This window comes from Archangium violaceum (assembly GCF_016887565.1).
Taxonomy (GTDB): domain Bacteria; phylum Myxococcota; class Myxococcia; order Myxococcales; family Myxococcaceae; genus Archangium; species Archangium violaceum_B.
Window position 1 is genome coordinate 5,875,482 of sequence record NZ_CP069396.1, and the last position, 25,083, is coordinate 5,900,564.

The following is a 25,083-nucleotide window of genomic DNA, read 5'->3' on the forward strand; positions in this document are numbered from 1 at the left end:
GAGGCACAGAGAAGATGAGCAGCCCCGTGGAACAGCACGATCACAGTGCCCGCCTGGCTCGCGCGCTGGTCGCGCTGGAGAAGATGCAGGCCAGGCTCGAGGCGAGCGAGCGCGAGAAGCGGGAGCCCATCGCCATCATCGGGATGGCGTGCCGCTTCCCGGGTGGCGGGAATGATCCGGCGGCGTTCTGGGAGCTCCTGCGCGAGGGCCGTGATGCCATCAGCGAGGTGCCGCCCGATCGGTGGGACGTCGATGCCTATTACGACCCGGATCCCAACGCGCCGGGGAAGATGTACACGCGCTGGGGTGGCTTCCTGAAGGGGGTCCGGCTCGACGAGTTCGACGCCCGCTTCTACGGCATCGCACCGAGGGAAGTGGCGAGCATGGATCCCCAGCAGCGGTTGATGCTGGAGGTGACGTGGGAGGCGCTCGCCAACGCGGGGCAGGTCCAGGAGCGGATCGCCAACAGCCTCACCGGCGTGTTCGTCGGGGTCATGCTCAACGACTACGCCCAGCTCCAGGCGCAGCAGGCGGACCCCACGTTGATGGACGCCTACATGGCGTTCGGCAACGACTCCAGCTTCATGGCCGGCCGGATCTCCTACATCCTGGGAGCCCAGGGGCCGAGCATGGCGGTCAACACCGCGTGCTCCTCGTCGCTCGTGTCGGTGCACCTGGCCTGCCAGAGCCTGCGCGCCCGTGAGAGCAACATGGCCATCGCGGGCGGCGTGAGCGTGATCCTCGCGCCGGATGGGCACATCGTCTCGTCGCGGATCCGCTCGCAGTCGCCGACCGGGCGGTGCAAGACCTTCGATGCCGCCGCCGATGGCTATGTGCGTGGCGAGGGCTGCGGCGTCGTGGTGCTCAAGCGGCTCTCCGATGCCATCGCCGACGGAGACCCCGTGCTGGCCGTCATCCGCGGGGGCGCGGTCAACCACGATGGTCCCAGCGGAGGACTGACGGTCCCCAGCGGGCCGGCGCAGGAGGCGGTGATTCGCAGGGCGCTCGCCAGCGCCGGCGTGGAACCCTCCCAGGTGGGTTATGTCGAAGCCCACGGGACGGGCACGCCGCTGGGCGACCCCATCGAGGTTCGTGCGCTCCAGCGGGTGTTCGAGCCCGGGCGTTCCCGGAATCAGCCGCTCACCCTCGGCTCCGTCAAGACGAACGTCGGGCACCTCGAGGCGGCGGCCGGTATCGCCGGTCTGATCAAGGTCGTGCTGATGCTCCAGCACCGGGAGATCCCGCCCCACCTCCATCTGACGAAGCCCACGTCGGCCATCCCCTGGGGTGAGCTGCCGCTGACGGTTCCCACCCAGCTCCGGTCCTGGGCCGACGCGCCGGGCAAGCGCGTGGCGGGTATCAGCTCGTTCGGCCTGAGCGGCATCAACGCGCACCTCATCGTGGAAGAGGCGCCGGAGCAGGCTCGAAGGAGCCAGGACGACGCCCCCTCGCGGCCCGCCTACCTGCTGCCGTTGTCGGCACGTGGCGAGCAGGCGCTCCACCAGCTCGCGCGCTCCTATCAGTCCTTCCTGTCCGAGGGCGGGCCCGGCGCCCACCTGCGGCTCGAGGACCTCTGCTACACGGCCAGCGCCCGGCGCGGCCATTACGAGCACCGCCTGACCGTGGTGGGGAGCACCCGCGAGGCGCTCGTGGACCACCTGGGCGCCTTCCTCCGAGGAGAGCCCCGTCCCGCGATCTCGTACCGCGAAGCCGCGCCCCGCAGGCCCAAGGTGGTGTTCGTGTTCTCCGGGCAGGGCTCCCAGTGGCCCGCCATGGGACGGGAGCTGCTGCGCGTCTCGCCGGTGTTCCGCTCCACGCTGGAGGCGTGTGATCGCGCCATGCGGGCCCACGTGGACTGGTCCCTCCTGGAACAGCTCAACGCGGACGAGGCTTCGTCCCGGATGGGGGACATCGACGTCCTCCAGCCCACGCTGTTCGCCCTCGCGGTGGCGCTCGCGGCCCAATGGCGTGCCTGGGGCATCGAGCCGGACGCGGTGGTCGGGCACAGCATGGGCGAGGTGGCCGCCGCCTATGTGGCCGGCGTTCTCAGCCTGGACGATGCCGCGCGGGTGATCTGCCGCCGGAGCGCGCTGCTGCGGCGGATCCGCGGCAAGGGCGCGATGGCGCTCGTGGAGGTCTCCCTCTCCCAGGCCCGGGCCGTGCTGGCCGGCTACGAGGATCGCCTGTCCATCGCGGCGAGCAACAGCCCGACCTCCACGGTGCTGGCCGGCGATCCGGATGCGTTGCAGGAGGTCATGGCCCACCTGCAGCGGCAGAACGTCTTCTGTCGTGGCATCAAGGTGGATGTCGCCTCCCACTCGCCCCAGGTGGACCCCCTGCTCTCCGAGCTGCGCGGTGTGCTCGAGGGGGTTCATCCCAAGGCTGCGAGCCTGCCCGTGTACTCCACGGTCACGGGCGGTGCGACCGACGGGACGGACTGGGATGCCGCCTATTGGCAGCGCAACCTCCGCGAGCCGGTGCTGTTCTCGCCCGTCATCCAGAAGCTCCTGTCGAGCCAGCATCACGTCTTCCTGGAGCTCAGCCCGCACCCCATCCTGTTGCAGTCCATCGAGCGGATCTCCCGCGCCTCCGAGCAGGCGGGCCTCGTGCTGCCCTCGCTGAGGCGCGACGAGGGCGAGGTGGAGGTCCTGTTGCAGTCCCTCGGGGCCCTGCACACCGCGGGGCATCCCATCGACTGGCGGTCGCTCCATCCCGAGCCCGTCCAGTGCACGCCCCTGCCGGCCTATCCCTGGCAGCGCTCACGCTACTGGCTGGAGCCTCGGTCCGCAGCGCCCCGCCCCGCGGCGAGCCCGGTCACTTCCCATGACGAGCGCCGCGAGGAGACGGCGGCGTCCGCCCACTCCACGCACGCTGATGGAACGCCCTCGCGCTTCTACGACGACTCCGTGGAGCGGGAGCGGGTGCTCGCGCCGGATGAGGTCTACCTGACCTTCGGCATCCTGCGGGAGCGCGTGCCGGGCTTCTCCTGGCTCATGAGCGTCTACGGCCTCTCGGAGCGAGCGGAGCACACGGACGTGTTGCTCGAGGGGCAGCGCGGGCTGCGCTCGGTGCTGTTCCGGGGGATCCGCTGGTCCTCTGTGCGCAAGGTGCTCGACTTCGGATGCGGGTACGCCTCGGACCTCATCTCGCTGGCCAGGAAGTTCCCGCACCTGTCCCTGCACGGCTACACCATCTCCGCGGAGCAGGCGGCCATCGACGAGGAGCGGGTGCGGGCGCGGGGTCTCCAGGAGCGCGTCCGGGTCTTCGCGCGAGACAGTGCGAAGGACGCCTTCCCGGATCGCTACGACGTGGCCTTCGGCTTCGAGGTCGCCACCCACGTGGCTGACAAGACCGCGCTGTTCTCGAACCTCTCGCGCAGCGTCCAGAACGGCGGGTTCCTGCTGCTCGCGGACTTCATCGCCAACGGCGCGTCGGCGATCAACGTCCAGGAGACCGCCTCGTACAACATCAACGCGGAGGAGTGGGCGGAGCTGCTGGCGCGTCACCACTTCCGTCTGGTGGAGAGCGTCGACATCAGCCGCGAGGCCTCCCACTTCCTCGATGATCCCGGGTTCGATCGCCACCTGGAGACCGTCACCCAGCGCTTCGGGCTGAACGAGCTGGTGAGGCGGAACTTCGATGCCATGCGCAACTTCGGCAAGGCACTCGAGAAGGGCCTGATGAGCTACGCGCTGCTGGTGGCCCAGAAGGACGAGTACGCGGGTGGGCCCTACCTCGCCCGTGTGAACCGCGCGAAGCTCGGAGCCCTGACGCCGCTCGCGGCGTTCGAGGACGGAGGCGCCTGGGCGGCGCCCTCCGAGGAACTCGAGAACCTCGCGCCGCTCGCGTCGCGCGAGTGGGTGTACGAGGTGTCGTGGCCGGAGAAGGCGCGTGCGCCACGGCGCGATGACGCGCGGAGCGGTGAGGCACCCGGCCGGTGGCTGATCCTCGCGGATCGCACGGGCGTGGGTGACGCGCTGGCCGAGCGGATGAAGGCGCGAGGCGAGCGCTGCACGGTGCTCCACGCGGGCCTTGGCGACGCCAGGCAGCGGGGCGTCAATCCGACGGACCCCGCGGACTGGCAGCGGGTGCTCGACCAGGTGGCGCGAGACGGAGGTGGCCCCTTCCGGGGCGTGGTGCACCTCTGGGGTCTGGACTTCGGCGCGGGCGCGGCTCCGAGCGGGTCGGCGCTGGACGAGTCACTGCGGCTGGGATGCGGAGGCCTGCTCTCGCTGGTTCAGCGGCTCGGCCGCGGGACGGGCTCGAACGCGCGGCTCTGGCTCGTGACGCGGGGCGCCCAGGCCGTTGGCGCGGGCGCGGTCTCCGTTGCGCAAGCGCCCCTTTGGGGAACGGGCCGCGTGCTCGCGCTGGAGCACCCGGAGTTGTGGGGCGGGCTCCTGGATCTCTCCCCGGAGGTGGAATCGGGCGAGGTCGAGGCGCTCTGGGAAGAGCTGAGTGCGCCCGACGGTGAGGACCAGATCGCGTACCGCGGGCGGAAGCGGCACGTGGCCCGGTTGGTGCGCGGCGACGCGCCCGTGAAGGGCGACGTGACCTGGCGGAGCGACGGTGCCTACCTCATCACCGGCGGACTGGGCGGGCTCGGCCTGCAGGTCGCGCGGTGGCTGGTGGCGGGGGGAGTTCGTCACCTGGTCCTGGCCGGCCGCACGGGGCTTCCCGATCCGAGCCAGTGGGACACGATCCCCGGCGACAGCGACTCCGGACGGCAGATCAAGGTGGTCCGGGAGCTCCAGGCCCGGGGCGCCTCGGTGCGGATCGTCCGGTGCGACGTCGGCGAGCCGGCACAGGTTCGCTCGATGATCGAGGAGCTCCGCAACGGCCCGGTACCGCTCGCGGGCATCTTCCATGCGGCGGGCGTTTCGGCGCACCGCTCGGCCATGGAGACCGGCCCGGAGGTCCTCTCCTCGGTGTTCCATCCCAAGGCCATGGGCGCCTGGATGCTGCACGAGCTGACCCGGGACCTGCCGCTCCACTGCTTCGTCTTGTTCTCCTCGGCGTCGTCCGTGTGGGGCTCCCAGGGCATGGCCGCCTACGCGGCGGCGAACCACTTCCTCGACGCCCTCGCACACCATCGCCGGTCGTTGGGGCTCGCCGCGACGTGCATCAACTGGGGGCGCTGGAGCGAAGGGGGCATGGCTGGCTCGGAGGAGGCGCAGCGCTTCTTCTCGCAGGTGGGCCTCGAGGCGATGCCGACCGAAGCGGCGCTGTCGCTCCTGGGGCGCCTCGTCGGCGCGGGAGTCACCCAGAGGACCGTCGCCTCCGTGGACTGGAGCCGCTTCAAGCCCCTTCAGGAGGCGAGGCGGCGGCGGCCCTTCCTCGAGAACATCGCGACGGTGCAGGAGACTCCGAAGGCTCCCACCAGCGACTCCCGCCCGGAGTTGTTGCTGCGCCTGGAGGAGGCGCCCACTGGCAGGCGCCGTGCCCTCCTGCTGGAACTCGTCCGGGCCGAGGCGGCGCGCGTGCTGGGTGCCCAGCCCTCCGCGTTGGAGCCGCAGCAGGGGTTCTTCCAGATGGGCATGAACTCGCTCATGTCCGTCGAGTTGAAGAATCACCTCGAGAAGAGCTTGCGGCACAAGCTCCCGTCGACGCTCGCGTTCGAGTACCCGAGCGTCGCGGCCCTGACCGATTATCTGGCGAAGGAAGTGCCCGCGCTGGCGGCGCTCATTCCATCGCACGCCGAGCCGTCACGGACCGAGGCCGCCGGGTTGGATCCGGCCCTGGATGACGGCGCCATTCTCGAACTGCTGGGAGAGGCAGAGCGGCTGTCCGAAGCCGAGCTGCGTGAGCTTTCCCATTCTTTCGCTGGTGAGGACGCAAATGAGTGATGTCATGGAGAAGCTGGTTCGTGGTCTGTCTCCCGAGAAGCGCGTGAGCCTCGCCAAGATGCTCCTGCGTTCCGCTGGCGAGCCGGTGCCGGAGAAGAAGGCGGTGGAGCCCGTCGCCATCATTGGAATGGGCTGTCGCTTCCCGGGCGGGGTGAAGGACGCGGAGTCGTTCTGGAAGTTGCTGAGCGAGGGCGTGGACGCCGTCCAGGAGGTGCCGCGCAGCCGCTGGAACGTGGACGAGTATTACGATGCGGATCCCGCCGTCCCGGGGAAGATGTACACGCGGAACGGCGCGTTCCTCGAGGGGGCGGATCTCTTCGACCCGTACTTCTTCGGCATTCCTCCGCGCGCGGCGGCGAACCTGGATCCCCAGCACCGCCTGCTGCTCGAGGTGGCCTGGGAGGCGTTGGAGAACGCGGGCCTCTCGCCCAAGAGCCTCGCGGGGAGCAAGACGGGCGTGTTCATCGGCGGTGGCTCGGGTAACTACACCGAGCTCCTGCAGACCAAGGGCGCCGACAGCATCGACGCCAGCTATCTCACCGGCAACCTGCTCACGTTCGCGACCGGCCGCCTGTCGCACTTCCTCGATCTGCAGGGCCCGAGCCTCGCGATCGACACCGCATGTTCCTCCTCGCTCGTGGCGATCCACCTCGCCTGTCAGAGCCTGAGCTCCGGGGAGAGCACGCTGGCGCTCGTCGGCGGCGTGAACCTGATCCTCACGCCCCAGGGGACGATCACGACCTGCAAGGCCCGCATGCTGGCCGTCGACGGCCGCTGCAAGACGTTCGACGCCGAGGCGGATGGTTACGGGCGAGGAGAAGGGTGCGGAGTGGTGGTGCTCAAGCGCCTCTCCGACGCGCTCGCGGACGGGGACAACGTGCTGGCCGTCATCCGCGGCACGGCGACGAACCAGGACGGGCACAGCAGCGATCTGACGGTGCCCAACGGTCTGGCGCAGCAGGCGGTGATCCGTCAGGCCCTGGAGAACGCGGGGCTCGAGCCCGCGCAGGTGGACTACGTGGAGGCGCACGGTACCGGGACCTCGCTGGGCGATCCCATCGAGCTGAGGGCGCTGGGGGCCGTGTTCGCGCGCAAGCGGGAGGACGGGCAGCCCCTCCGGGTCGGCTCGGTGAAGACCAACATCGGTCACACCGAGTACGCAGCGGGCATCGCGGGTCTGATCAAGCTCGTGCTGTCCCTGCAGCACCGTGAGATCCCCGCCCATCTGCACTTCAAGCGGGGCAACCCCTACATCCCCTGGAACGAGCTGCCGGTGGAGATCCCCACGCAGCGCACCGCCTGGACGGCGCGAAACGGGAAGCGCGTTGGCGGCGTGAGCTCGTTCGGCGCCAGTGGCACGAACGCGCACGTGGTGGTGGAGGAGGCGCCGGAGCAGGTGCGGAAGAAGGAGGGGAAGGAGCGGCCGAAGCACGTGCTGGGCCTGTCGGCGAGGAACGAGAAGGCCCTGCGGGAACTGGCGGGGAAGTACGCACAGCACCTGGAGGGGAAGGAGCAGGAGGGGCTGGGAGACGCCTGCTACACGGCGAACGCGGGGCGTGGACAGTTCACGCACCGGCTAGCGGTGGTGGGCGAGACGGTGGAGGGGCTGAGGAAGGAGCTGGCCGAGTACGCGAAGGGCGGGAAGGTGGAGCAGGGCGCGGTGGGCCAGGCGCCGAAGGCGGGAGCGGCGGAAGTGGTGTTCCTGTTCACGGGACAGGGAGTGCAGCACGAGGGAATGGGAAGGGAGCTGTACGAGACGCAGCCGACATTCCGAGCGGTGCTGGAGAAGTGCGACGAGGTACTGAGGCCGGTGCTGGGCGAGTCGCTGCTGGAGGTGCTGTACGGAGGAAAGGGACACCTGCTGGAGAAGAGCGGCGTGACGCAGCCGGCGCTGTTCGCGCTGGAGTACGCGCTGGCGCAGGTGTGGAGGGAGTGGGGAGTGAAGCCGGCGGCGGTGATGGGGCACAGCCTGGGGGAGTACGTGGCGGCGTGCGTGGCGGGGGTGTTCAGCCTGGAGGAGGGGCTGAAGCTGGTGGCGGAGAGGGGGAGGTTGATGGAGGAGCTGCCGGAGGCGGGGAGGATGGTGGCGGTGCTGACGAGGCAGGAGAAGGTGGAGCAGGCGGTGAAGGGGTACGAGGGGAGGGTGGAGATAGCGGCGATGAACGGGCCGGAGGAGACGGTCATCGCGGGGAAGGCGGAGGCGGTGGAGGAGGTGGTGGAGAAGCTGAAGGGGCAGGGAGTGGAGTGCCGGCAGCTGAAGACGACGCACGCGTTCCACTCGCCGCTGATGGGGCCGATGGAAGAGGCGTTCGAGAGGGCGGCGGGGAAGGTGAGGATGGGGAGGCCGGAGCTGGAGCTGGTGACGAACGTGAGCGGGAGGGCGGCGAGCGGGGGAGAGGTGAGCCAGGCGGGGTACTGGAGGAGGCACCTGAGAGAGCCGGTGAAGTACTGGGAGGGGCTCAAGGGGCTGTACGAGAAGGGGTACCGGGTATTCGTGGAGGTGGGGCCGAAGCCGACGCTGGTGGGGGTGGGGAAGAGGTACCTGGGGAAGGAGGAGGCGGAGTGGGTGGGGACGCTGAAGCAGGGAGGAAACGACTGGGAGCAGATGCTGGGGAGCCTGGCGAGGCTGTACGTGAGGGGAGTGGAGGTGGACTGGGAGGGCTTCGACAAGCACTACGCCAGGCGGCGCATGCCGCTGCCGACCTATCCCTTCCAGCGTGAGCGCTTCTGGGTCGACTCCCTCATCCCCAACACCGATGTCCTCGTGACCTTCTACCGGACCATCGTCCAGCTGGCGGAGGTCAACACGTCGGTCGAGTTCCCCTCGCTGCGCTTCGCCACGCTGCGTGAGCCCGTCCCGGGCTTCTCGTGGATCGCGATGTACAGGCCCGAGCCCGAGAAGGAGGCGAGCTACCGGAAGTTCTACGACCTCGCCCTGCAATCGAACCAGGAGATGGCCCGGACCATCTACCGGGGGCTCGACTTCTCGTCCTTCTCGCGCGTGCTCGACATCGGGTGCGGCCATGCCGCCGATCTCATCGATCTCGGCAAGGAGCATCAGCACCTCGAGCTGCACGGGTGCAACATCTCGCCCGACCAGATCGCGGCGGGGCGGCAGCGCATCCGCGCCCTGGGCCTCGACGGCCGGATCTCGCTCCACTACCAGGACAGCTCGAGGGATCCGTTCCCCTCGACCTATGACCTGGTCATCGCCTACCAGGTCATCCACCACATCCGGAACAAGGCGGATCTCTTCGCGAACATCAGCCGGAGCCTGCGCAACGGGGGCTACCTGGTCATGGCCGAGACCATCTCGAACATGAGCAGCCCCATCGAGCACCCCGAGTCCACCACGCTCTTCGTGCCCCAGAGCGAGTGGTCCGAGCTGCTGGCCCGCAATCAGCTCCGGATCGTCGAGTGCGTCGAGGCCAGCCAGGAGATCGCCAACTTCCTCTACGATCCCGACTTCGATCAGAACTTCGCTCGGGTGACGCGAGACCTGGACGAGGTGACCCAGAAGCACCTGCACGGCATCCACATGCTGGGGGAGCTGCTCCGGCGCCGGCTGGCCGCCTACATCCTGTTCACGGTGACGAAGGACGAGTCGCTGGATGTGGACACGCTCCGGCGCATCAACGCCGAGCGGCTGAGCGCGAGCGCACGCGTCTCCTACGGGGACGTCTACGCCTCGGTCCAGAAGGGCCCGTACGCGCTGCCCCCCGCTCCGGAGGCCGCGACGCTCGCGGGCTCCTCCGGGTCCACGAGCGCCTTCTCGAACGTGTTGCTCTCCGCGGAGCCCGGCCAGCGCGGCCAGCTGCTCGACAGCTACCTGCGCGAGCTGGTCGGCAACCTGCTGAAGATGCCGGTCGCCAGACTGGATCCGCAGCAGCCCTTGAACACCCTCGGCATGGATTCGCTGCTGTCGCTCGAGCTCAAGCACAAGATCCACGCCGAGACGGGCGTGAACATGCCCCTCGATGAGGTGCTGCAGGGCGCGAGCATCTCGCACCTGTCGCTCCGGTTGGCGGAGCGGCTCGACGGGAGTGGCACGGGGTCCGCGGCGGAGAGCCAGGACTGGGAGGAAGGCGAGCTGTGAACACCGACGAACTGGTCGCCGAGCTGTCCAGGCAGGGGGCGACGCTCTGGGTCGAGGGCGAACGGCTGAAATACCGGGCTCCCAAGGGCGCGCTGTCGCCGGAGACCCTGAACCTGCTGGCCACGCACAAGGTCGCGCTGCTCCAGCACTTGCGACGGCTCGCCGCGGATGGCGAGTCCGTCCATCCCCTCTCGCATGGGCAGCAGGCGCTCTGGTTCGTCTACCAGGTGGCACCCGACAGCGCCGCGTACAACACGGCGCTGTCCATCCGCATCGTCTCCGAGCTGGACATCCCCGCGCTGCGGCGCGCCTGCCAGGCGCTCGTCGACCGGCACGGAGCGCTGCGCACGACCTTCTCGACCCACCAGGGTCAGCCGATCCAGAAGGTCCGTCAACGGGGCGAGGTCCACTTCGAGCAGGTGGACGTCTCGGACCTCGACCCCGAGGCCCTGCGGACGCGGGTGACGCGGGCCTACGAGGCGCCGTTCGATCTGGAGCGAGGTCCGCTGATGCGCGTGTACCTGTTCTCCCGGGGACCCCGGGAGCACGTGCTGCTGATCGCGATCCACCACATCGTCTATGACGGGTGGTCGCTGCTGGTGCTCGGCGACGAGCTCCTGCGGCACCTCTACGCGGCGGAGAAGGCCGGGACTCCGGCCGCTCTTCCCCCGCCGCGCGCGACGTACGTGGACTACGTCCGCTGGCAGGCCGAGATGCTCTCGGGGCCCACGGGGCAGCGGCTCTGGGAGTTCTGGTCCAAGCAACTGGCGGGGCCCCTGCCGGTGCTGAACCTTCCCTTCGCGCGTCCCCGGCCCGCCGTGCAGAGCTACGCGGGTGCCTCGATCCCGGTCTCGCTGGGCGGGGCATTGACCCGGCGGCTGCGGGCGCTCTCCGAACAGGAGGGCGCCACGCTCTACACCACGCTCCTGGCCGCGTACATGGTGCTCCTGCACCGCTACTCGGGCCAGGATGACATCCTGGTCGGGACGCCGACGCTCGGCCGCACCCAGCCGCAGTTCGCCCAGGTCGTGGGCAACTTCATGAACATGATCGCGCTGCGGGGGAACCTCTCCGAGGATCCCTCGTTCCGCGGTTTTCTCGGGCGGCTCCGGCAGACGGTCGTCGGCTCGCTCGCGCATCAGGATTTCCCCTTCCACCTCCTCGTGGAGAAGCTGAACCCGGAGCGCCACTCCAATCGCTCGCCCATCTTCCAGGTGGCCTTCATGCTCCAGCCGACGCCCCGGGAGGACATCTACCAGGGTGACGAGGAGAACCCGGCGCTGCCCGGCGGGCTCGTGCTGCGGCCCTTCGACATCCCGCAGCAGGAGGGGCAGTTCGATCTGTCCCTGGAGCTGACGGAGACGGACTCCGCCCTGGGCGGCGTACTGAAATACAGCACGGACCTGTTCGATGCGGCCACCGCTCGCCGGATGGTGGGTCACCTGGAGACGTTGCTGGAGGGCCTTGTCGAGTCCCCGGATCTGCGCCTGTCCGACCTGCCGCTCCTGCCGGCCGACGAGCGCCGCCTGGTGCTCGAGACCTGGAACGAGACCTCGACCCCACTGTCCCAGGCGGCGTGCATTCACGAGCTGTTCGAGGCGCGGGTCCAGAAGGCCCCGGACGCCATCGCGGTGGTCTCGGGAGACCAGCGGCTGACCTACCGCGAGCTGAACGCGCGCGCGAATCGTCTGGCGCATCGCCTGCGGGCGCTCGGCGTCGGCCCGGAGGTGCGGGTGGGTCTGTGCGTCTCGCGCGGCCCGGACATGATCGTCGGCATGCTCGGCATCTTGAAGGCGGGTGGCGCCTACGTGCCGATGGATCCGACCTATCCGGCGGACAGGCTCGCCTTCATGCTCGCGGACTCCCAGGCGCCGGTGGTCCTGTCCGAGGAGCGATTGCGCTCGCTCCTGCCGGACACGGCCGCGAAGGTGGTGTGCCTGGATGCCAGGGATGACAGCGCTCCTGGTGAGCTGGACAATCCGAGGAGCGGCGTCCACGCCGAACACGTCGCCTACACCCTCTACACCTCGGGCTCCACGGGGCGGCCCAAGGGGGTCATGGTCTGCCACCGCAACGCCGAGAGGTTCTTCGCGGCGATGGACGACTCCATGGACAGCCGCGAGCGGGGCACCTGGCTCGCGACGACCAGCATGTCGTTCGACATCTCCATTCTGGAGATCCTGTATTCCCTCACCCGGGGCTTCCAGGTGGTGCTCCGCGGCGAGCAGCGGGCGGCGGCCCCCCGGCCGGTGGTTCGCGCCGGTGCGTCCGGCAAGGCGCTCGAGTTCAGCCTGTTCTACTTCGCCAGCGACGAGCGCGAGAACACGCACGGCAAGTACCGGCTGTTGCTCGAGGGGGCGCGGTTCGCGGATGAGCACGGCTTCACGGCGGTCTGGACCCCCGAGCGGCACTTCCATCCCTTTGGCGGCATCTTCCCGAACCCTTCCGTCGTGAGCGCCGCCCTCGCGGCGACCACCCGGAACATCCGGCTCAGGGCGGGCAGCATCGTGCTCCCGCTGCACAGCCCCATCCGGGTCGCGGAGGAGTGGTCCGTCGTGGACAACCTCTCCGGAGGCCGGGTGGATCTCTCCTTCGCGTCGGGGTGGCACCCGAACGACTTCGTGCTCGCGCCCGAGCGCTTCGCCGATGCGCGGCGCCTCATGATCGACCAGGTCACGACCGTCAAGAAGCTCTGGCGGGGAGAGCAGGTCTCCTTCCGGAACGGGCAGGGCCAGGAGGTCGCGGTCCAATCCCTGCCCCGGCCGATCCAGTCCGATGTCGCGGTCTGGCTGACGGCCGCGGGCAACCCCGAGACGTTCCGCGCCGCCGGAGAGCTCGGCGCCAACGTGCTCACCCACCTGCTCGGCCAGAACCTCACGGAGCTGGCGAAGAAGATCCAGATCTACCGTGACGCCTGGAAGGCCAGTGGCCATGGCCCTGGAGGCGGCCACGTCACCCTCATGCTGCACACGTTCATGGGGGAGGACACCGACAGCATCCGCCAGAAGGTGAACGGGCCTCTTCGCCAGTACCTGAAGAGCTCCGTGGGCCTCCTGCGGTCCGTCATCGGGCCGTTGCCGCACGGCGCCGAGCTCGAGTCCCTCAGCGAGGCGGACATCGATCTGCTGCTCTCGCGGGCGATCGATCGGTACTTCGATCAGATGGGTCTGTTCGGGACGGTGGAGGACTGCCTGCCGATGATCGCCAGGCTTCGCGAGCTCGGGGTGGATGAGATCGCGTGCCTGATCGACTTCGGCGTGGACGTCGAGTCCACGCTGACGGGGCTCCGGACGCTGAACGAGCTGCGGGAGCGGTGCACCCGGCGCGAGGAGCCCGAGGACATCCCGTCGCTCATCGCGCGGCACGAGGTCACCCATTTCCAGTGCACCCCGTCGATGCTGCGCATGCTGCTCATGGAGCCGGGCGGCACCGAGTCGCTCCGCGGGCTCAAGAGACTGCTCGTGGGCGGTGAGGCCTTCCCACCCGCACTGGGCCAACAGGTCCGTCCCCTGGTGGGGGGCGAGGTGCTCAACATGTACGGGCCGACCGAGACGACCATCTGGTCGTCCTTCGATCGGCTGGCGCATGGTGAGTCCACCATCTCCATCGGCCGCCCCATCGCGAACACCCGGATGTACCTGCTGGATGGGCGCCTGCGGCCCGTGCCGGTGGGGGTTCCCGGCGAGCTGTTCATCGGAGGGGAGGGTGTGGCTCGGGGCTACCTGGATCGCCCGGAGCTGACGGCGACGCGGTTCATCCCCGATCCGTTCGGACGGGAGCCCGGTGCTCGCCTGTACAGGACAGGAGACCTCGGGCGCTATCTGCCCGATGGCCGCATCGAGTTCCTGGGTCGTCTGGATCAACAGGTCAAGATCCGTGGTGTCCGCATCGAGCCGGGCGAGATCGAAGCGGTGCTGCGCCAGCACCCGGAGATCCGTCAGGCGGTGGTGGTGGCGCGAGCCGATGCCGCGGGAGAGGTGAGCCTCGTGGCCTATGTCGTGGCGGGCCCGGAGGCGAAGGTCGCGCCCTCGGAGCTGCGGCGCTTCCTCCAGGACAAGCTGCCGGCCTCGATGATCCCCTCCCAGTTCGTCCGTCTCGACGCGCTGCCGCTGACCCCGAACAAGAAGCTGGACGTCCGGGCCCTCCCGGCCCCCGACGCGCCTCCGCCGGAGCTCTCGGCCGTCTATGTCGCTCCGCGGGATGCGCTGGAGCTGGAGCTCGCCACCCTCTGGGAAGAGCTGTTCGACCTGCGCCCCATCGGGGTCACCAGCAGCTTCTTCCAACTGGGGGGCCACTCCCTGCTGGGCGTCCGGCTGATGTCCCGGCTGCGCGCGAGGTTTGGCCAGCAGCTCCCGGTCTCGCTCCTGTTCCAGGCCGACACCATCCAGAGGATGGCGGCCCTGCTGCGCCAGGAGGGGGTCGGGCTCGCTCGTGAGTCGCTGGTGAGGATCCAGGAGACGGGCGACAAGCCGCCGCTCTTCTTCGTGCATCCGACGGGCGGAGACGTGCTCTGTTACGCGCCGCTGGCGAGGCAACTCGGCCCCCGGCAGCCCTTCTACGCGCTGCAATCCCTGGCGGACCAGGAAGCCGGGTCGATCGAGGAGATGGCGGCGCGGTACCTGGAGGAAGTGCGCAAGGTCCGTCCGACGGGTCCCTACCGCCTCGGCGGCTGGTCCACGGGCGGAATCGTCGCGCAGGCCATGGCCCGGCGGCTGGAGGAAGCGGGAGAGCAGGTGGAGCTGCTCATGCTCCTGGAGACCTGGTCTCCGGAGATCTACCAGCGCTCCGACGAGCCCTCCGCGCTCATGGCGTGGTTCGCCACGGATGTGCTGGGCGGGGTGGAGGCGGCGAAGCTCGATCCGGCGCGGCTCGAGGCGCTCGATGAAGCGGGGCGGCTCGGTTACCTGGTCGAGCGCGCGAAGGAGGTCGGCGCGCTACCGGGTGTCGAGCTTCCGGAGCTGGAACAGCGGTTCCGGATCTTCGCGAGGAACGCTCGCGCCCTGGCCCGCCACCGGGCGGACTCCTACCGCGGCAGGGTCCTCTTCCTCCAGGCGGAGCAGGTGGCCACGCACCCGACGGAGACGCTTCCCGCGCCGGCGGAGAGCTGGGGCCAGCGCCTGGCGCAGGCGCTGGTGCAGAAGGTGCCGGGCAATCACTACACCTTGTTGCAGGCCCCCCATGTTCGTGAGGTCGCGGACCGGATGACCTGCTATCTGGAGCAACTCGGCGCGCCTTCCGGGCCGCGGTGAGTCAGGGCTCCATTCGTATCAGTCGGGTCGTACCAGGAGGTCTTCGTCGTGGGAATTCATGTCGCGAGGTTCAAGGTCGGAGAGGAGACCCGCTGGGGGCTGGTCCGCGAGGAACAGGTCATCCCCATTCCCGGGCAGTACTCCTCCCTGGCCGAGTTCCTGGGTGAGGGCGCGGCCCGTGCCCGGGCGCTGGCCATGGGAGGGCAGGGGGAGGCCATTCCCCTGGCCCGGGTCGAGCTGCTCGCGCCGGTCACCGCGCCCTGCAACGTGGTCTGCCAGGGCCAGAACTACCGGAGCCACATGTTGGAGGTGGGGCAGGATCCGGACGCCAAGGACTTCAACCAATTCTTCCGGAAGGCGTCCTCGTCGCTGGCCTCGAACCAGAGCAACATCCTCAAGCCCGCGCGGGTCCGGATGTTGGATTACGAGATCGAGCTGGGCCTCATCATCGGCCGGAAGATCTCGGGGCCCGTGCGGGTGGAGCGGGAGCGGCTGCACGAGTTCATCGCGGGGCTCGTGATCTGCAATGACATCTCCGCCCGGGATCTCCAGCTTCTCGAAGGTCAGTGGTACAAGGGCAAGAGCTTCCGGACGTTCTGCCCCGTGGGTCCGTACGTGTACCTGATCGATCAGGAGGACATCGCGAGGCTGATGAATCTCAGGCTCGTGCTGTCCGTGAATGGCGAGGTCCGGCAGGACGCCAGTACGGCGGAGATGGTCTACCCGCCAGAGGAGACGCTCACGGAGCTGTCGGAGCTCATGGATCTGTATCCAGGAGATCTCCTGTTGACCGGGACGCCCAGCGGCGTGGCGGCCGGCCGCAACATGTCGAAGCTGGCCCGGAGCGTGGGGAAGCTGATCAGCGTGTTCCTGTCCGACAAGACGCTCGCGAAGATCATCTTGAAGAAGCAGTCGGGCGACAACAGCGCCTACCTGAAGGACGGCGATGTCATCCGGGCCTCCATCTCCAGCCCGGATGGTGTCATCCACCTGGGGACCCAGGAGAACCGGATCGTTGATGGGCGATGAGGCAACCTGGCCTTCGCCTGCGGCTGCACGGACGAGCGCGACGCCTACGTGCTGCGCTTCCGCATCGACGAGGCGGGGTCAGCGGTGGCGGGTTGAAGCCACGCAGGAGCCACCGAGCGAGGAACCCTGTCAGAAGAACGGGATGAGGTGGAGGTAGTTGACCCGGACCCGGAACGCCCAGCACGCCCGCGCGTGCAGGGTCCATTCCTCGCCAGGGAGCTCCCCCTTGGCCTGGAGGAAGAGCTCCACCGGGCCGTCACTCGCCAGTTGGGTGAGGTCCACTCCTCTTCCAAGACGGATTGGAGCAGGGGCCCGGAGGGAGCAGCTTCGGGTGGCGCTGGTCGGGTACACCAACGCGGGCAAGCCCAAAGCCGCGCAGCCCCTTGGGGTAGACGCCTGCCCAGGCCGCCCTCCCATGAGGTGCGCGGCAGGGGCCTGGCTCTCTTCTCCTCCTCTCCTGCTTGAGGGCCGCGCGCTCGAATTTTTCAGCGGCGGGCCGGAGGGCGGCGTTCCCGCCTGACATCGCTGCTCCCTCGATTCGTCAGGATCGCGCTGGCAATAACACCGAAGAGATGATCCGCGCGTGGCGCGAGCGAGGGTTGGTCGCCGAGCCACGCGAGCGCCCCGATCAGCGCGAACAGGTCGGCGCCATCAATGTCGGTCCGCGCCATGCCTTCGGCTTGAGCGCGGGCGAGCAGCCGCGTGCCTGCCGCGCGCATTTTAACGCACGAAGCATGGAGTGCGGAATCGGGGTCTGCGATGGCGGCCACCATCGCAGCCACAACGCCGCGATAATTACGCGCGACCGCGACGGCTTCGCGTAGCCACGACACGAGAGCGTCGTCGGATGAGCCCGACGTTTCGAGTCCGCCTGCCCTTGCCGTCAGCTCGTCGAAGCTCGCGCGGAGCAAGGCCTCGAGCAACGCCTCTCGCGTCGGGAAGTGACGGTACAGCGTGCCGAGCCCGACGCCAGCTCTGCGGGCGACGTCGCGCAGCGATGCGTCGGCGCCTTGCTCGGTCACGACGTCGCGCGCGACTGCGAGTAGGTGGTCGTAGTTCTTCCTGGCGTCGGCTCTCATATGTTCCAGTTGACAAACGGGGCACTGCTCCGAATATGTGGAGCACCGCTCCGAATCCGATTGATACATCTGCCGTGAGGGACAAAGCAATGTCGACAAACACGATGAAGGCGATCCGGCTGCACGAATTCGGTGGCCCTGAGGTGCTGCACTACGAGGAGGTGCCGCTTCCCGAACTGAAGCCGGGTGAGGTGCTCGTTCGTGTTCACGCGGTCGGCATCAATCCCCCCGATTGGTACTTGCGCGACGGGTACAAGATGCTTCCTCCCGAATGGAGGCCGCCGGTGCCCTTGCCCGTCATTCCGGGGTCGGACGTGTCGGGCGTCGTCGAGGCCGTTGCCGAGGATGTGCAGGGCTTCTCCGTCGGCGATGAGGTTTTCGGCATGATCCGCTTTCCCAGTTTCGGGGAGAGCGCTGCTTATGCCGAGTACGTCGCTGCGCCTGCGTCGGAACTGGCACGCAAGCCGGCCGGCATCGAGCACGTGCACGCCGCGGGGGCGCCGATGGCAGGGCTCACCGCGTGGCAGTTCCTGATCGAGCTGGGGCACAATGAACCGAATCCGTTTCAACCGGAGAGGCATCGACCGGTGCCGCTCAACGGTAAGACGGTGCTCGTCAATGGTGCCGGGGGCGGCGTGGGGCACTTCGCGGTGCAGCTTGCGAAATGGAAGGGTGCGCACGTCATCGCCGTGGCATCGGGCAAGCATGAGTCGTTCCTGCGCGAGTTCGGCGCCGACGAATTCATCGACTACACCAAGAGCCCTCCTGAGGACGTCGCGCATGACGTTGATCTCGTCCTCGATACCCTTGGCGGTCCCACCACCGGTCGTTTCTTGCGCACGCTCAAGCGTGGCGGCGCGTTGTTCCCGGTGTTCTTGGGCTTCTCCGATGCCGAGGAGGCCGCGAAGCTGGGCGTCACGGTCTCGATGACCCAAGTACGCTCGAACGGCCCGCAGCTCGCGGAGCTCGGGCGCTTGCTCGATGCCGGGACGGTTCGCGTCGCCATCGACAGCACGTTTCCGCTTGCCGATGCGCGCAAGGCGCACGAACGGGCCGCCCGTGGGAACATCCAAGGCAAGATCGTGCTCATCGTCGCGTGAGGACGAAAGCGTATAGGCGGGAGAGAGGCCATGGGGTTGGGGCGTATAGGCAGGAGAGAGGCCGTGTTGAGGGGGAGGGCTGGAGCAGACGGGCCGAGGAGGGCCGCTGACGGGGGCCGCCTGAGCAGGAGTAGGCCCATGGCTCGGCCCCTTTGCGTGAGTCCCGCCATGCCCAGGCAACATCCAGGCGCCGCGGAGCTCAGGGGTTCGTGAACCCGATGAGCTGGTGACCCGCGACGACCCGGACGGTGTTGTCCGGCGGCGTCGGGTTCTTCGTGAGCTCAACGCGGGACGCACCGCACCGGCGAAGCCTCTTCCCAAGGTGCGCCATGCTTCTGGCCGTAACGAGCCGGCCTTCGATGCCCGCAGCGCGCTCTACACCTTGCTGGGGGCCGACCTCTCCCAGATTCACGGATTTGGTCCCTACACCGTGCTTCGCCTCATCGCCGAGTGCGGCGATGACATGCGCAAGTGGCCAACGGCCAAGCACTTCACCTCGTGGCTGTGCCTGGCGCCAAGCAACAAGATTTCCGGGGGACGGCTGCTCAGCTCCCGGACGCGTCGCTCCTCCAACCGCGCGGCGACGCTGCTGCGGATAGCCGCCGTCAGCATCGGCCGTACTCAGACAGCCCTGGGGCCTTCTACCGGCGCCTGGCGGTGCGTACCGGGAAGGCCAAGGCTGTCACGGCCACTTCCCAGGCTCAACTCAAAGGGTGGCCCTTCTTCGTCCACATATTCTTCCAAGCCTGATGCGTCGAAGGCGCGTTTCTTCATCCAGGACGGATTGCCTGGGGCCAGGACCGCCCAGAGAGGCCACCGGTTCATTGCGCACCTCCGGCCAAGTCCTCGGGCAGCTTAAACGCGGCGCGCAATTGCTTCGTCTCGTCCAGTATTTGAGCCTCCTCTAACTTGATGATTCTAGCGGGATTATCCTTGTATTTCTTGGACTTCCCGAGGCCACGGTGCCAGGAGCGAAGTCCAACTCATTTCATGGGGTGTCAGCTATGCTGGCGTGAATCACCGATACAAGGGGGTAACCAGTTGCTCATCGAACAGTTGCCTGGCCGTCGTTCTGGTAGACAGAGTCTTATCTCGGGTCGCCATCATGTCCTGTTGTTGCTGCTGAGTGGACTGGTGCTGGCGGGTTGTCAGACGGTCGAGGCAGAGCCAGAGAGTTCGGAGCCTGCCCAGATTGATGTCGCTCTCAGTAATCCCAGCGTTGTCCTACGCGCATATCGTGCCTACAGCCCCCCTACGCGCTGGGAAGACGCGGAACGGACATTCACCGAGCCCACGGAGTTCATCCTCCCAGCGGAGGTTCCCGTCACCTTCGGTAACAGCGGCAATCACAAGGTCGTACTCTCCTTCTTGGGTACCGGTAACGAGGTGGTGGAGTGCCAGTATCGCGGTGGAAGCAAGGAGCCCCACCCGACGACGGCTCTCGAGCTGGCGCGCGCACGTTCCTATCGCTTTGAGCGCTGTTCGAATGCGCTACAGGCGGGAGCGCGGGTGAGCACGACGTGGATCAAGCTGCATGTGCAGCTCGGCGATCAGAAGGATCCTGCGGAGCGCACCGAGGTGGAACTGCGACTGGGAGAGACCTTCCCCGAGCTTGCTCCGCCCATCTCTCCAGAGGAGTCCGTTGCCATCCGAGAGGCCTTCTCCTGGCAACGGACCTCGGCTCTTCCCGAAACGAACGTCGAGGGACATCCGTCGCTCTACTACTTCATCGTGTACTTGGAAGACCGGGAGCAGGCTGAGGCTCTGGATGAGATGCTCATCCATCACAGCCCCCTGCCGTTCTTCACTTCCGAGTTGGCACGGTGGGATGGCCAGCGAGGCTTGTTCAACCATCAAGGGGACGGCACGGGGCTTTTCGTTTTCGCCATCATGCCGGCGGTTACCTACAATCTGCTCAGGCAGGCCGCGCTCGATGGGGATGTCATGTATCGCGTCATCCAACCGCGTGACATCCCGGCGGAGGCCCGCGGCGCTGATGGCTCCATCTCCTACGAGGCATTACGTCTCTCGGGGTTTCGTTACCTCGATCAGGATCCCCGCATGGATGACCTCGGGACACAGGAGAAGCCACTGTTTGGACGAATCATCCGCAAGGTGGTGGCGGCCGTGGTCGCCGTGGTCAAGGGGGTTGTCCGCGCCGTGCAGCAGGGAATCGGCCTCGTTGATCGATGGGTGACGGGCTCGGTGGACCTGGCGGTGGCATTGGATCTCCGCAATACGGACCCCGCCTTTGGTGGAAGGATTGATCGCCTGGGAGGTGCTGGCTCGAGTACACCCATGCAACGGGCGTGGGGCGCCGGGGCAGGGCAACAGGTACGCCTGCCGGGGGTCCGCGTGACAGCGCGCCAGAGGGTATTGGGGGGGACGCTCCCCACCATGTTCACGGCTCATACCGGCGATGATGGGGTCGCGCGGATGAAGATCGCCCGTGGCCGCGATACGTCCATCTGCCTCTCCACGGAGAATGACGCAGCGCAAATCACCCAGTTCGTCATCGAGATGGAGGTATGTGATTTCCGTGCCATTCCGGGCACGCAGCTCAGCACGAACACCACCTACAGGCTCTTCCTCCAGCACCGGCTTTTCAATGTCCTGGCACAGGCGACCGAGGGGCGTGCCTATCTCCGAGAGGTGGTGGGGAGCACACCACGCAAGGCGGAGATCCTGGTGGGGTTCTTTGCCGAGTTCTTCAGGGGATCCGCCGTGGCACCGGCGTTTGGATATCCAAACCTTGCCTATGACGCCACCCTGCTCAGCCTCATTGCGGTCGTCGGCACCAGAGTCCCATTCGCTGCCCCTCTCTTGGTCGCTGCATGGCCCACATATGCGGTGGATATCATCCTCCCAACAAGTGATGGGCCAGGATTTGATCATAACTTCGACTCACGCGGCCTCGTGACACATGAGTACGGTCATTTCGCAATGGCCAGCCTGCTGTATGCACAAGGCGTGCAGCATATTACTGGCGCTTATTTTGGTGCGGTGGTCCAACGAACCCGTGAGGAATTGGGAAATCCCTCCCCGGATGAAGTGCAGGCAGGCTACATCAATGAGGCGTTCGCTGACTTCTTTTCCTCTCAGGTAGCTGGGGGAACGAATTACTATAGACCCAATTTTGAAAGCAGTCCCACGGCTCCTTCAACGAATCATTGTGGCATTGGCGTCATGGAGTACTGCCAAGCCCAAGGCACCACGGACTGCGTTGAGATCAACGAGCTGAACACCGGTGACTTCTTCGCTCGCGTCAACGGACTCGTCACGTTGTTCCATGACGCGTTCGATGGCTGGTCCAGTGGAGCCAATAGGCCCGGTAATGGCCGAGCTTGGGGTCGTGCGGATGGAGGAACGGCTCGCCTAGCATGCGTCGTGCCGCCAGACTCCACGCTCGTATATACCCCAAGCCCTGTCAGAAATGGCGAAGACGAGGAGATCCATCTGGCGGGTGGGCAGATCCGGAACATGTTCCGATACTGGGATGCCCGGTCCAACCGTCTCTCGGAGGATTCGGTGCTGGGTGCCCTGGCGGATACGATGCGGGAGTCGAACTACAACTGGTGCCAGCGATGCGCGCTTTTTGCTCTTCATGAGCCCGGTTACTCTCCCGGCATGTCGCAGGACCAGTTGAATAGTCTCTGTCAACAATCCCGGATCGCGAACTGGATAGGCCCCCCTCCTTCAGGTGGGTGTGGTGGTACCGCCACACACGCCGGCATGACCTGGCGGGTATTGGATCAGAATGGCCCGTACATCCTGGTGGGGTCCGATACACAGACGGATCCCTATAATGGGGATACAAACCCCACGGCATCCCTTCCTCTCCTGTGTCTCAATCAGGACGGGAGGCCAGCCCCTCCGGGAATTCCCTTCGACTTCTTCAATGGTTGGGCTGCCGGAGAAGTCAGGCTCACCCCTCCAATCCCCGGCTCTGTACTGACATCGCCAGCTGCCGCGAATGCCATCTGTGTCCGCGAATTTGGTGCGGGCTTCCGGATGGCGGAGTTCCACGATGGCGGCGGCGGTTGGCATTGGTGGGCCGAGGGGGCGCTGAGTACGACGGGCCGGTTCTGGGTGGCGATCAACGATCAGCCCGCCAATCCGTGGGATCCCTAGAGGGCAACACGTGACGGAGATGGCCCCTGTCTTGGTCCGGACATGGGGCCAGTTCCTCCTTCTCCTTGGGGGAGCCATAGGCGCCGCCAGGGCGTCGCCGTGCCACGGGTGACGTAAGTCCGTTCTCCGTCCAGTGGCCCAGGTCTCGGCGTCTCCCTGCCCTCCTGCCAGGAGAGCCCAGCGTGAGCCTGCCCCTCCCCGGCCACACCTCGCCAGGGCACACGCTATCGCCAGGCTCCCACGAAACCCCGTCAGGCCCGCTCTGGGAGTGCCAAGCGGCGGGTTCGATTCCCGCCGCCTCCAATAGAGGTTGTCCGCCGCCTCGAGTCGACAGTTCGCGGGCGTCTTCAACGGCAAGACGTTCTGGGAGTTCCTACTGATCGCCGCTCACGTCGCGAGGTTCCAGTGATCACCAACCAGCCGGGCCGGAATGGGAACGGGCCATCACCCAGGCACGGCTGGAGTAGGCCCATGGCTCGGCCCCTTTGCGTGAGTCCCGCCATGCCCAGGCAACATCCAGGCGCCGCGGAGCTCAGGGGTTCGTGAACCCGATGAGCTGGTGACCCGCGACGACCCGGACGGTGTTGTCCGGCGGCGTCGGGTTCTTCGTGAGCACGGCGCCATTTCGCATCAGCGCGGTACGGATGCGGGTGATGGGGCTCGCGGCGTGGGCCCGGGCAAGCAGAGCGGACGCTTCGGCGGGGATGTCCACGAAGCCGCTCACACCCGGCTGGATGCACGTGAGGACGACCTGCCGGCGCTTCGCTGGAGGCAGCACGAAGGGCGAGAGACCCGCCGTCGGCCCATCGGTCGTCTGGAGCTGGATGATGGTGAACTCCGCGGTGCCGCAATGTCCTCCCTCGCCCGCACACCCGAGGCGGAAGGCGCGGCCGTCGAGGGGAACATGGTCGAGCAGTCCCAGGGTGGCCGTGTCCGGTGTGAAGGCCCCGCCAATGGCCGCCACGGTCGTCTCCGGGAAGTGGAAGGGCGAGTCGTTGCCGGGCGTGATGCGGACACGGACCTGATCGGTGTCGCGGAGTGGATCTCCAGGGGCCTCGTCCGCGGGAGTCCCTGGCACGGGCCCGGCGCCAGCGAGCACCTGGTAGGTGCCAGCAGAAGGAGCTGGGTTGGTGCCCGGCGCCTTGGCGACGCGCACCTCGGTGGCGCTCGTCACGGAGACGATGGGAAAGCTGCCGCTCGCCCCCGGTGCGCCTCGCAGATGCAGGTAGCGTCCCGAGTCGTCCGGCCCGAACGCAGCGCCGCCGATGGAGATCCGCGCGGTGTTGGGGGGCGCTCCCGTCCCCGCTGCCGCATGCTCCAGCACGACCTCTCCCTGACCCGTCGCGGTCGGACAGACGTACCCCGCGCCGTCCTGGAAGACGCAGCCGGGCCCCAGGTTCGCGCTCGTTCCCTCGATGGCCAGGGTGCCCACATCTCCGGCGGAGCGTGGCGGTGGGTCGGACTCGATGTCGTAGACCCAGACCTTGCAGCCGGTGATCCGCCCCGGCTCGTCGTCATGGTCGGGAGCGCGCGGTGCGGTGCTCATGTCGACGAGCACCGACACCCCGTGCCCGAGGTGGGAAGCGCCCAGGAGCCTGCGGTCCTGGATGGAGATGGTGCCTGTGTGGGTGGTAGCGGCAGTCCCCGCATCCGGGGGGACTTCGCCGGTGTCCTCCCGGGGACAACCCAACAGCGCCAGAAGGACGACGAGCCCTGGGATTCGCGATGCCCACATGGGACCTCCTCAACCGCGTTGTAAGTAATCAGTGATTACATCGGAATGGATAGACCGGAGCCCGGAGGCGCGCAATGAAATAAGCGCTGATTACATCGGAGGCCTCGTGTTGCGGTGCCCGGAGGGGGGGCCTATGCTCGCCGCACCATGTCCGCCGAGCGCCGACGGCCAATCGCCAAGAAACCTTCGTCCGCGTACCACCACGGTCGCCTGCGCGAGGCGCTGATCGCCGCCGCGCTCCGGCTCATTGGTAGCGGCGAGGACGTCAACCTTCGCGAGGCGGCACGGCTCGTGGGCGTGTCCCCGGGCGCCCCCTTCCGGCACTTCCGCGACAAGGCCGCGTTGCTAGCGGCCGTGGCCGAGGAGACGATGCTGCGCTTCCGCCGCGAGGTCACCACCGCGCTCGGCGCGGCGCCTACCGCTCCGGCCGCGCAGATCCACGCGATGGCCGTGGCGTATCTGCGGTTCGCGCTCGGAGAGCCGGCCTACTTCCGGGCGTTCGCGCGTGCAGGTGAGCTGGGGTTCTTCGACAGCGACTTCTACAAGAAGGAGAACCAGGAGACCCTGGACGTGCTCGATGGGATGATCCGCGAAGGGCAGCAACTGGGCGAGGTGACGCCAGGCGACCAGCGAATCGTGCATCTGGCGGCGCGGGCCTTCGTCTACGGTCTGGGACGCATGTACGCGGAGGGTCACTTCGCGCGCATGGGGCTCGGCGGGGAGGATCCGCTCTCGGTGGCGGAGCAGGCGCTCGCTGTTTTCGAGCGAGGCCTCCTGCGCTCGTGAGGCCTGGCGGGGCGACCCCCAAACCCGTCGACCAG

The 25,083-nt window shown here is 67.6% G+C and carries 11 protein-coding genes; 8 read left to right on the top strand and 3 right to left on the bottom strand.

Annotated elements, in window-relative coordinates; genetic code table 11:
* Positions 1–14: 14 nt before the first annotated feature.
* Genes JRI60_RS23855 through JRI60_RS23870 form a run of 4 tightly spaced genes read left to right on the top strand, consistent with a single transcriptional unit; the run spans position 15 to position 16,217 of the window.
* Positions 15–5,843 carry a type I polyketide synthase gene (locus JRI60_RS23855; protein ID WP_204228190.1) on the top strand — a complete coding sequence of 1,943 codons (5,829 nt, stop codon included), beginning with the start codon at positions 15–17 and terminating at the stop codon, positions 5,841–5,843.
* Positions 5,844–5,847: 4 nt separating this feature from the next.
* The gene (locus JRI60_RS23860) at positions 5,848–9,939 is read left to right on the top strand and encodes a type I polyketide synthase (RefSeq protein ID WP_239470694.1); all 4,092 of its coding nucleotides are present in this window, start codon (positions 5,848–5,850) and stop codon (positions 9,937–9,939) included.
* Positions 9,936–15,188 carry a MupA/Atu3671 family FMN-dependent luciferase-like monooxygenase gene (locus JRI60_RS23865; protein ID WP_204228192.1) on the top strand — a complete coding sequence of 1,751 codons (5,253 nt, stop codon included), beginning with the start codon at positions 9,936–9,938 and terminating at the stop codon, positions 15,186–15,188. Before JRI60_RS23860 ends, JRI60_RS23865 begins: the two co-directional genes overlap by 4 nt.
* Positions 15,189–15,236: 48 nt before the next feature.
* Entirely contained in the window at positions 15,237–16,217 is a 981-nt protein-coding gene (locus JRI60_RS23870; protein ID WP_204228193.1) for a fumarylacetoacetate hydrolase family protein, read from the top strand.
* Between the two features lie 129 nt (positions 16,218–16,346).
* Here the strand turns inward: JRI60_RS23870 and JRI60_RS23875 are convergent, their stop codons facing one another.
* Together JRI60_RS23875 and JRI60_RS23880 are read right to left on the bottom strand one after the other, a co-directional pair.
* Positions 16,347–16,499, bottom strand: a complete 153-nt coding sequence (locus JRI60_RS23875; protein ID WP_204228194.1) for a hypothetical protein — start codon at positions 16,497–16,499, stop codon at positions 16,347–16,349.
* Positions 16,500–16,702: 203 nt separating this feature from the next.
* Positions 16,703–17,296, bottom strand: coding sequence for a TetR/AcrR family transcriptional regulator (locus tag JRI60_RS23880; RefSeq protein ID WP_204228195.1), 594 nt, complete (start codon positions 17,294–17,296; stop codon positions 16,703–16,705).
* A gap of 89 nt (positions 17,297–17,385) precedes the next feature.
* Between JRI60_RS23880 and JRI60_RS23885 the strand changes: the two genes are divergently transcribed.
* From JRI60_RS23885 to JRI60_RS23895, 3 genes are all read left to right on the top strand, one after another.
* On the top strand, positions 17,386–18,396 hold the full coding sequence (locus tag JRI60_RS23885; RefSeq protein WP_204228196.1) for an NADP-dependent oxidoreductase: 1,011 nt from the start codon (positions 17,386–17,388) through the stop codon (positions 18,394–18,396).
* A gap of 322 nt (positions 18,397–18,718) precedes the next feature.
* Positions 18,719–19,255, top strand: coding sequence for a transposase (locus JRI60_RS54965; RefSeq protein WP_430384411.1), 537 nt, complete (start codon positions 18,719–18,721; stop codon positions 19,253–19,255).
* Positions 19,256–19,905: 650 nt separating this feature from the next.
* Positions 19,906–22,527, top strand: a complete 2,622-nt coding sequence (locus tag JRI60_RS23895) for a hypothetical protein (RefSeq protein WP_204228198.1) — start codon at positions 19,906–19,908, stop codon at positions 22,525–22,527.
* 532 nt (positions 22,528–23,059) lie between these two features.
* On the opposite strand, the gene JRI60_RS23900 is transcribed toward JRI60_RS23895, so the two are convergent.
* On the bottom strand, positions 23,060–24,262 hold the full coding sequence (locus JRI60_RS23900; RefSeq protein WP_204228199.1) for a hypothetical protein: 1,203 nt from the start codon (positions 24,260–24,262) through the stop codon (positions 23,060–23,062).
* Positions 24,263–24,409: 147 nt separating this feature from the next.
* Here JRI60_RS23900 and JRI60_RS23905 point away from each other — a divergent pair, with 147 nt between their 5' ends.
* Positions 24,410–25,048, top strand: a complete 639-nt coding sequence (locus tag JRI60_RS23905; protein ID WP_204228200.1) for a TetR/AcrR family transcriptional regulator — start codon at positions 24,410–24,412, stop codon at positions 25,046–25,048.
* The last annotated feature ends 35 nt before the right edge of the window (positions 25,049–25,083 follow it).

Coding starts and splice junctions, on each gene's coding strand:
- JRI60_RS23855 (WP_204228190.1), top strand. CDS start 15: ATGAGCAGCCCCGTGGAACAGCACGATCACAGTGCCCGCCTGGCTCGC.
- JRI60_RS23860 (WP_239470694.1), top strand. CDS start 5,848: ATGGAGAAGCTGGTTCGTGGTCTGTCTCCCGAGAAGCGCGTGAGCCTC.
- JRI60_RS23880 (WP_204228195.1), bottom strand. CDS start 17,296: ATGAGAGCCGACGCCAGGAAGAACTACGACCACCTACTCGCAGTCGCG.
- JRI60_RS23885 (WP_204228196.1), top strand. CDS start 17,386: ATGTCGACAAACACGATGAAGGCGATCCGGCTGCACGAATTCGGTGGC.
- JRI60_RS23900 (WP_204228199.1), bottom strand. CDS start 24,262: ATGTGGGCATCGCGAATCCCAGGGCTCGTCGTCCTTCTGGCGCTGTTG.
- JRI60_RS23905 (WP_204228200.1), top strand. CDS start 24,410: ATGTCCGCCGAGCGCCGACGGCCAATCGCCAAGAAACCTTCGTCCGCG.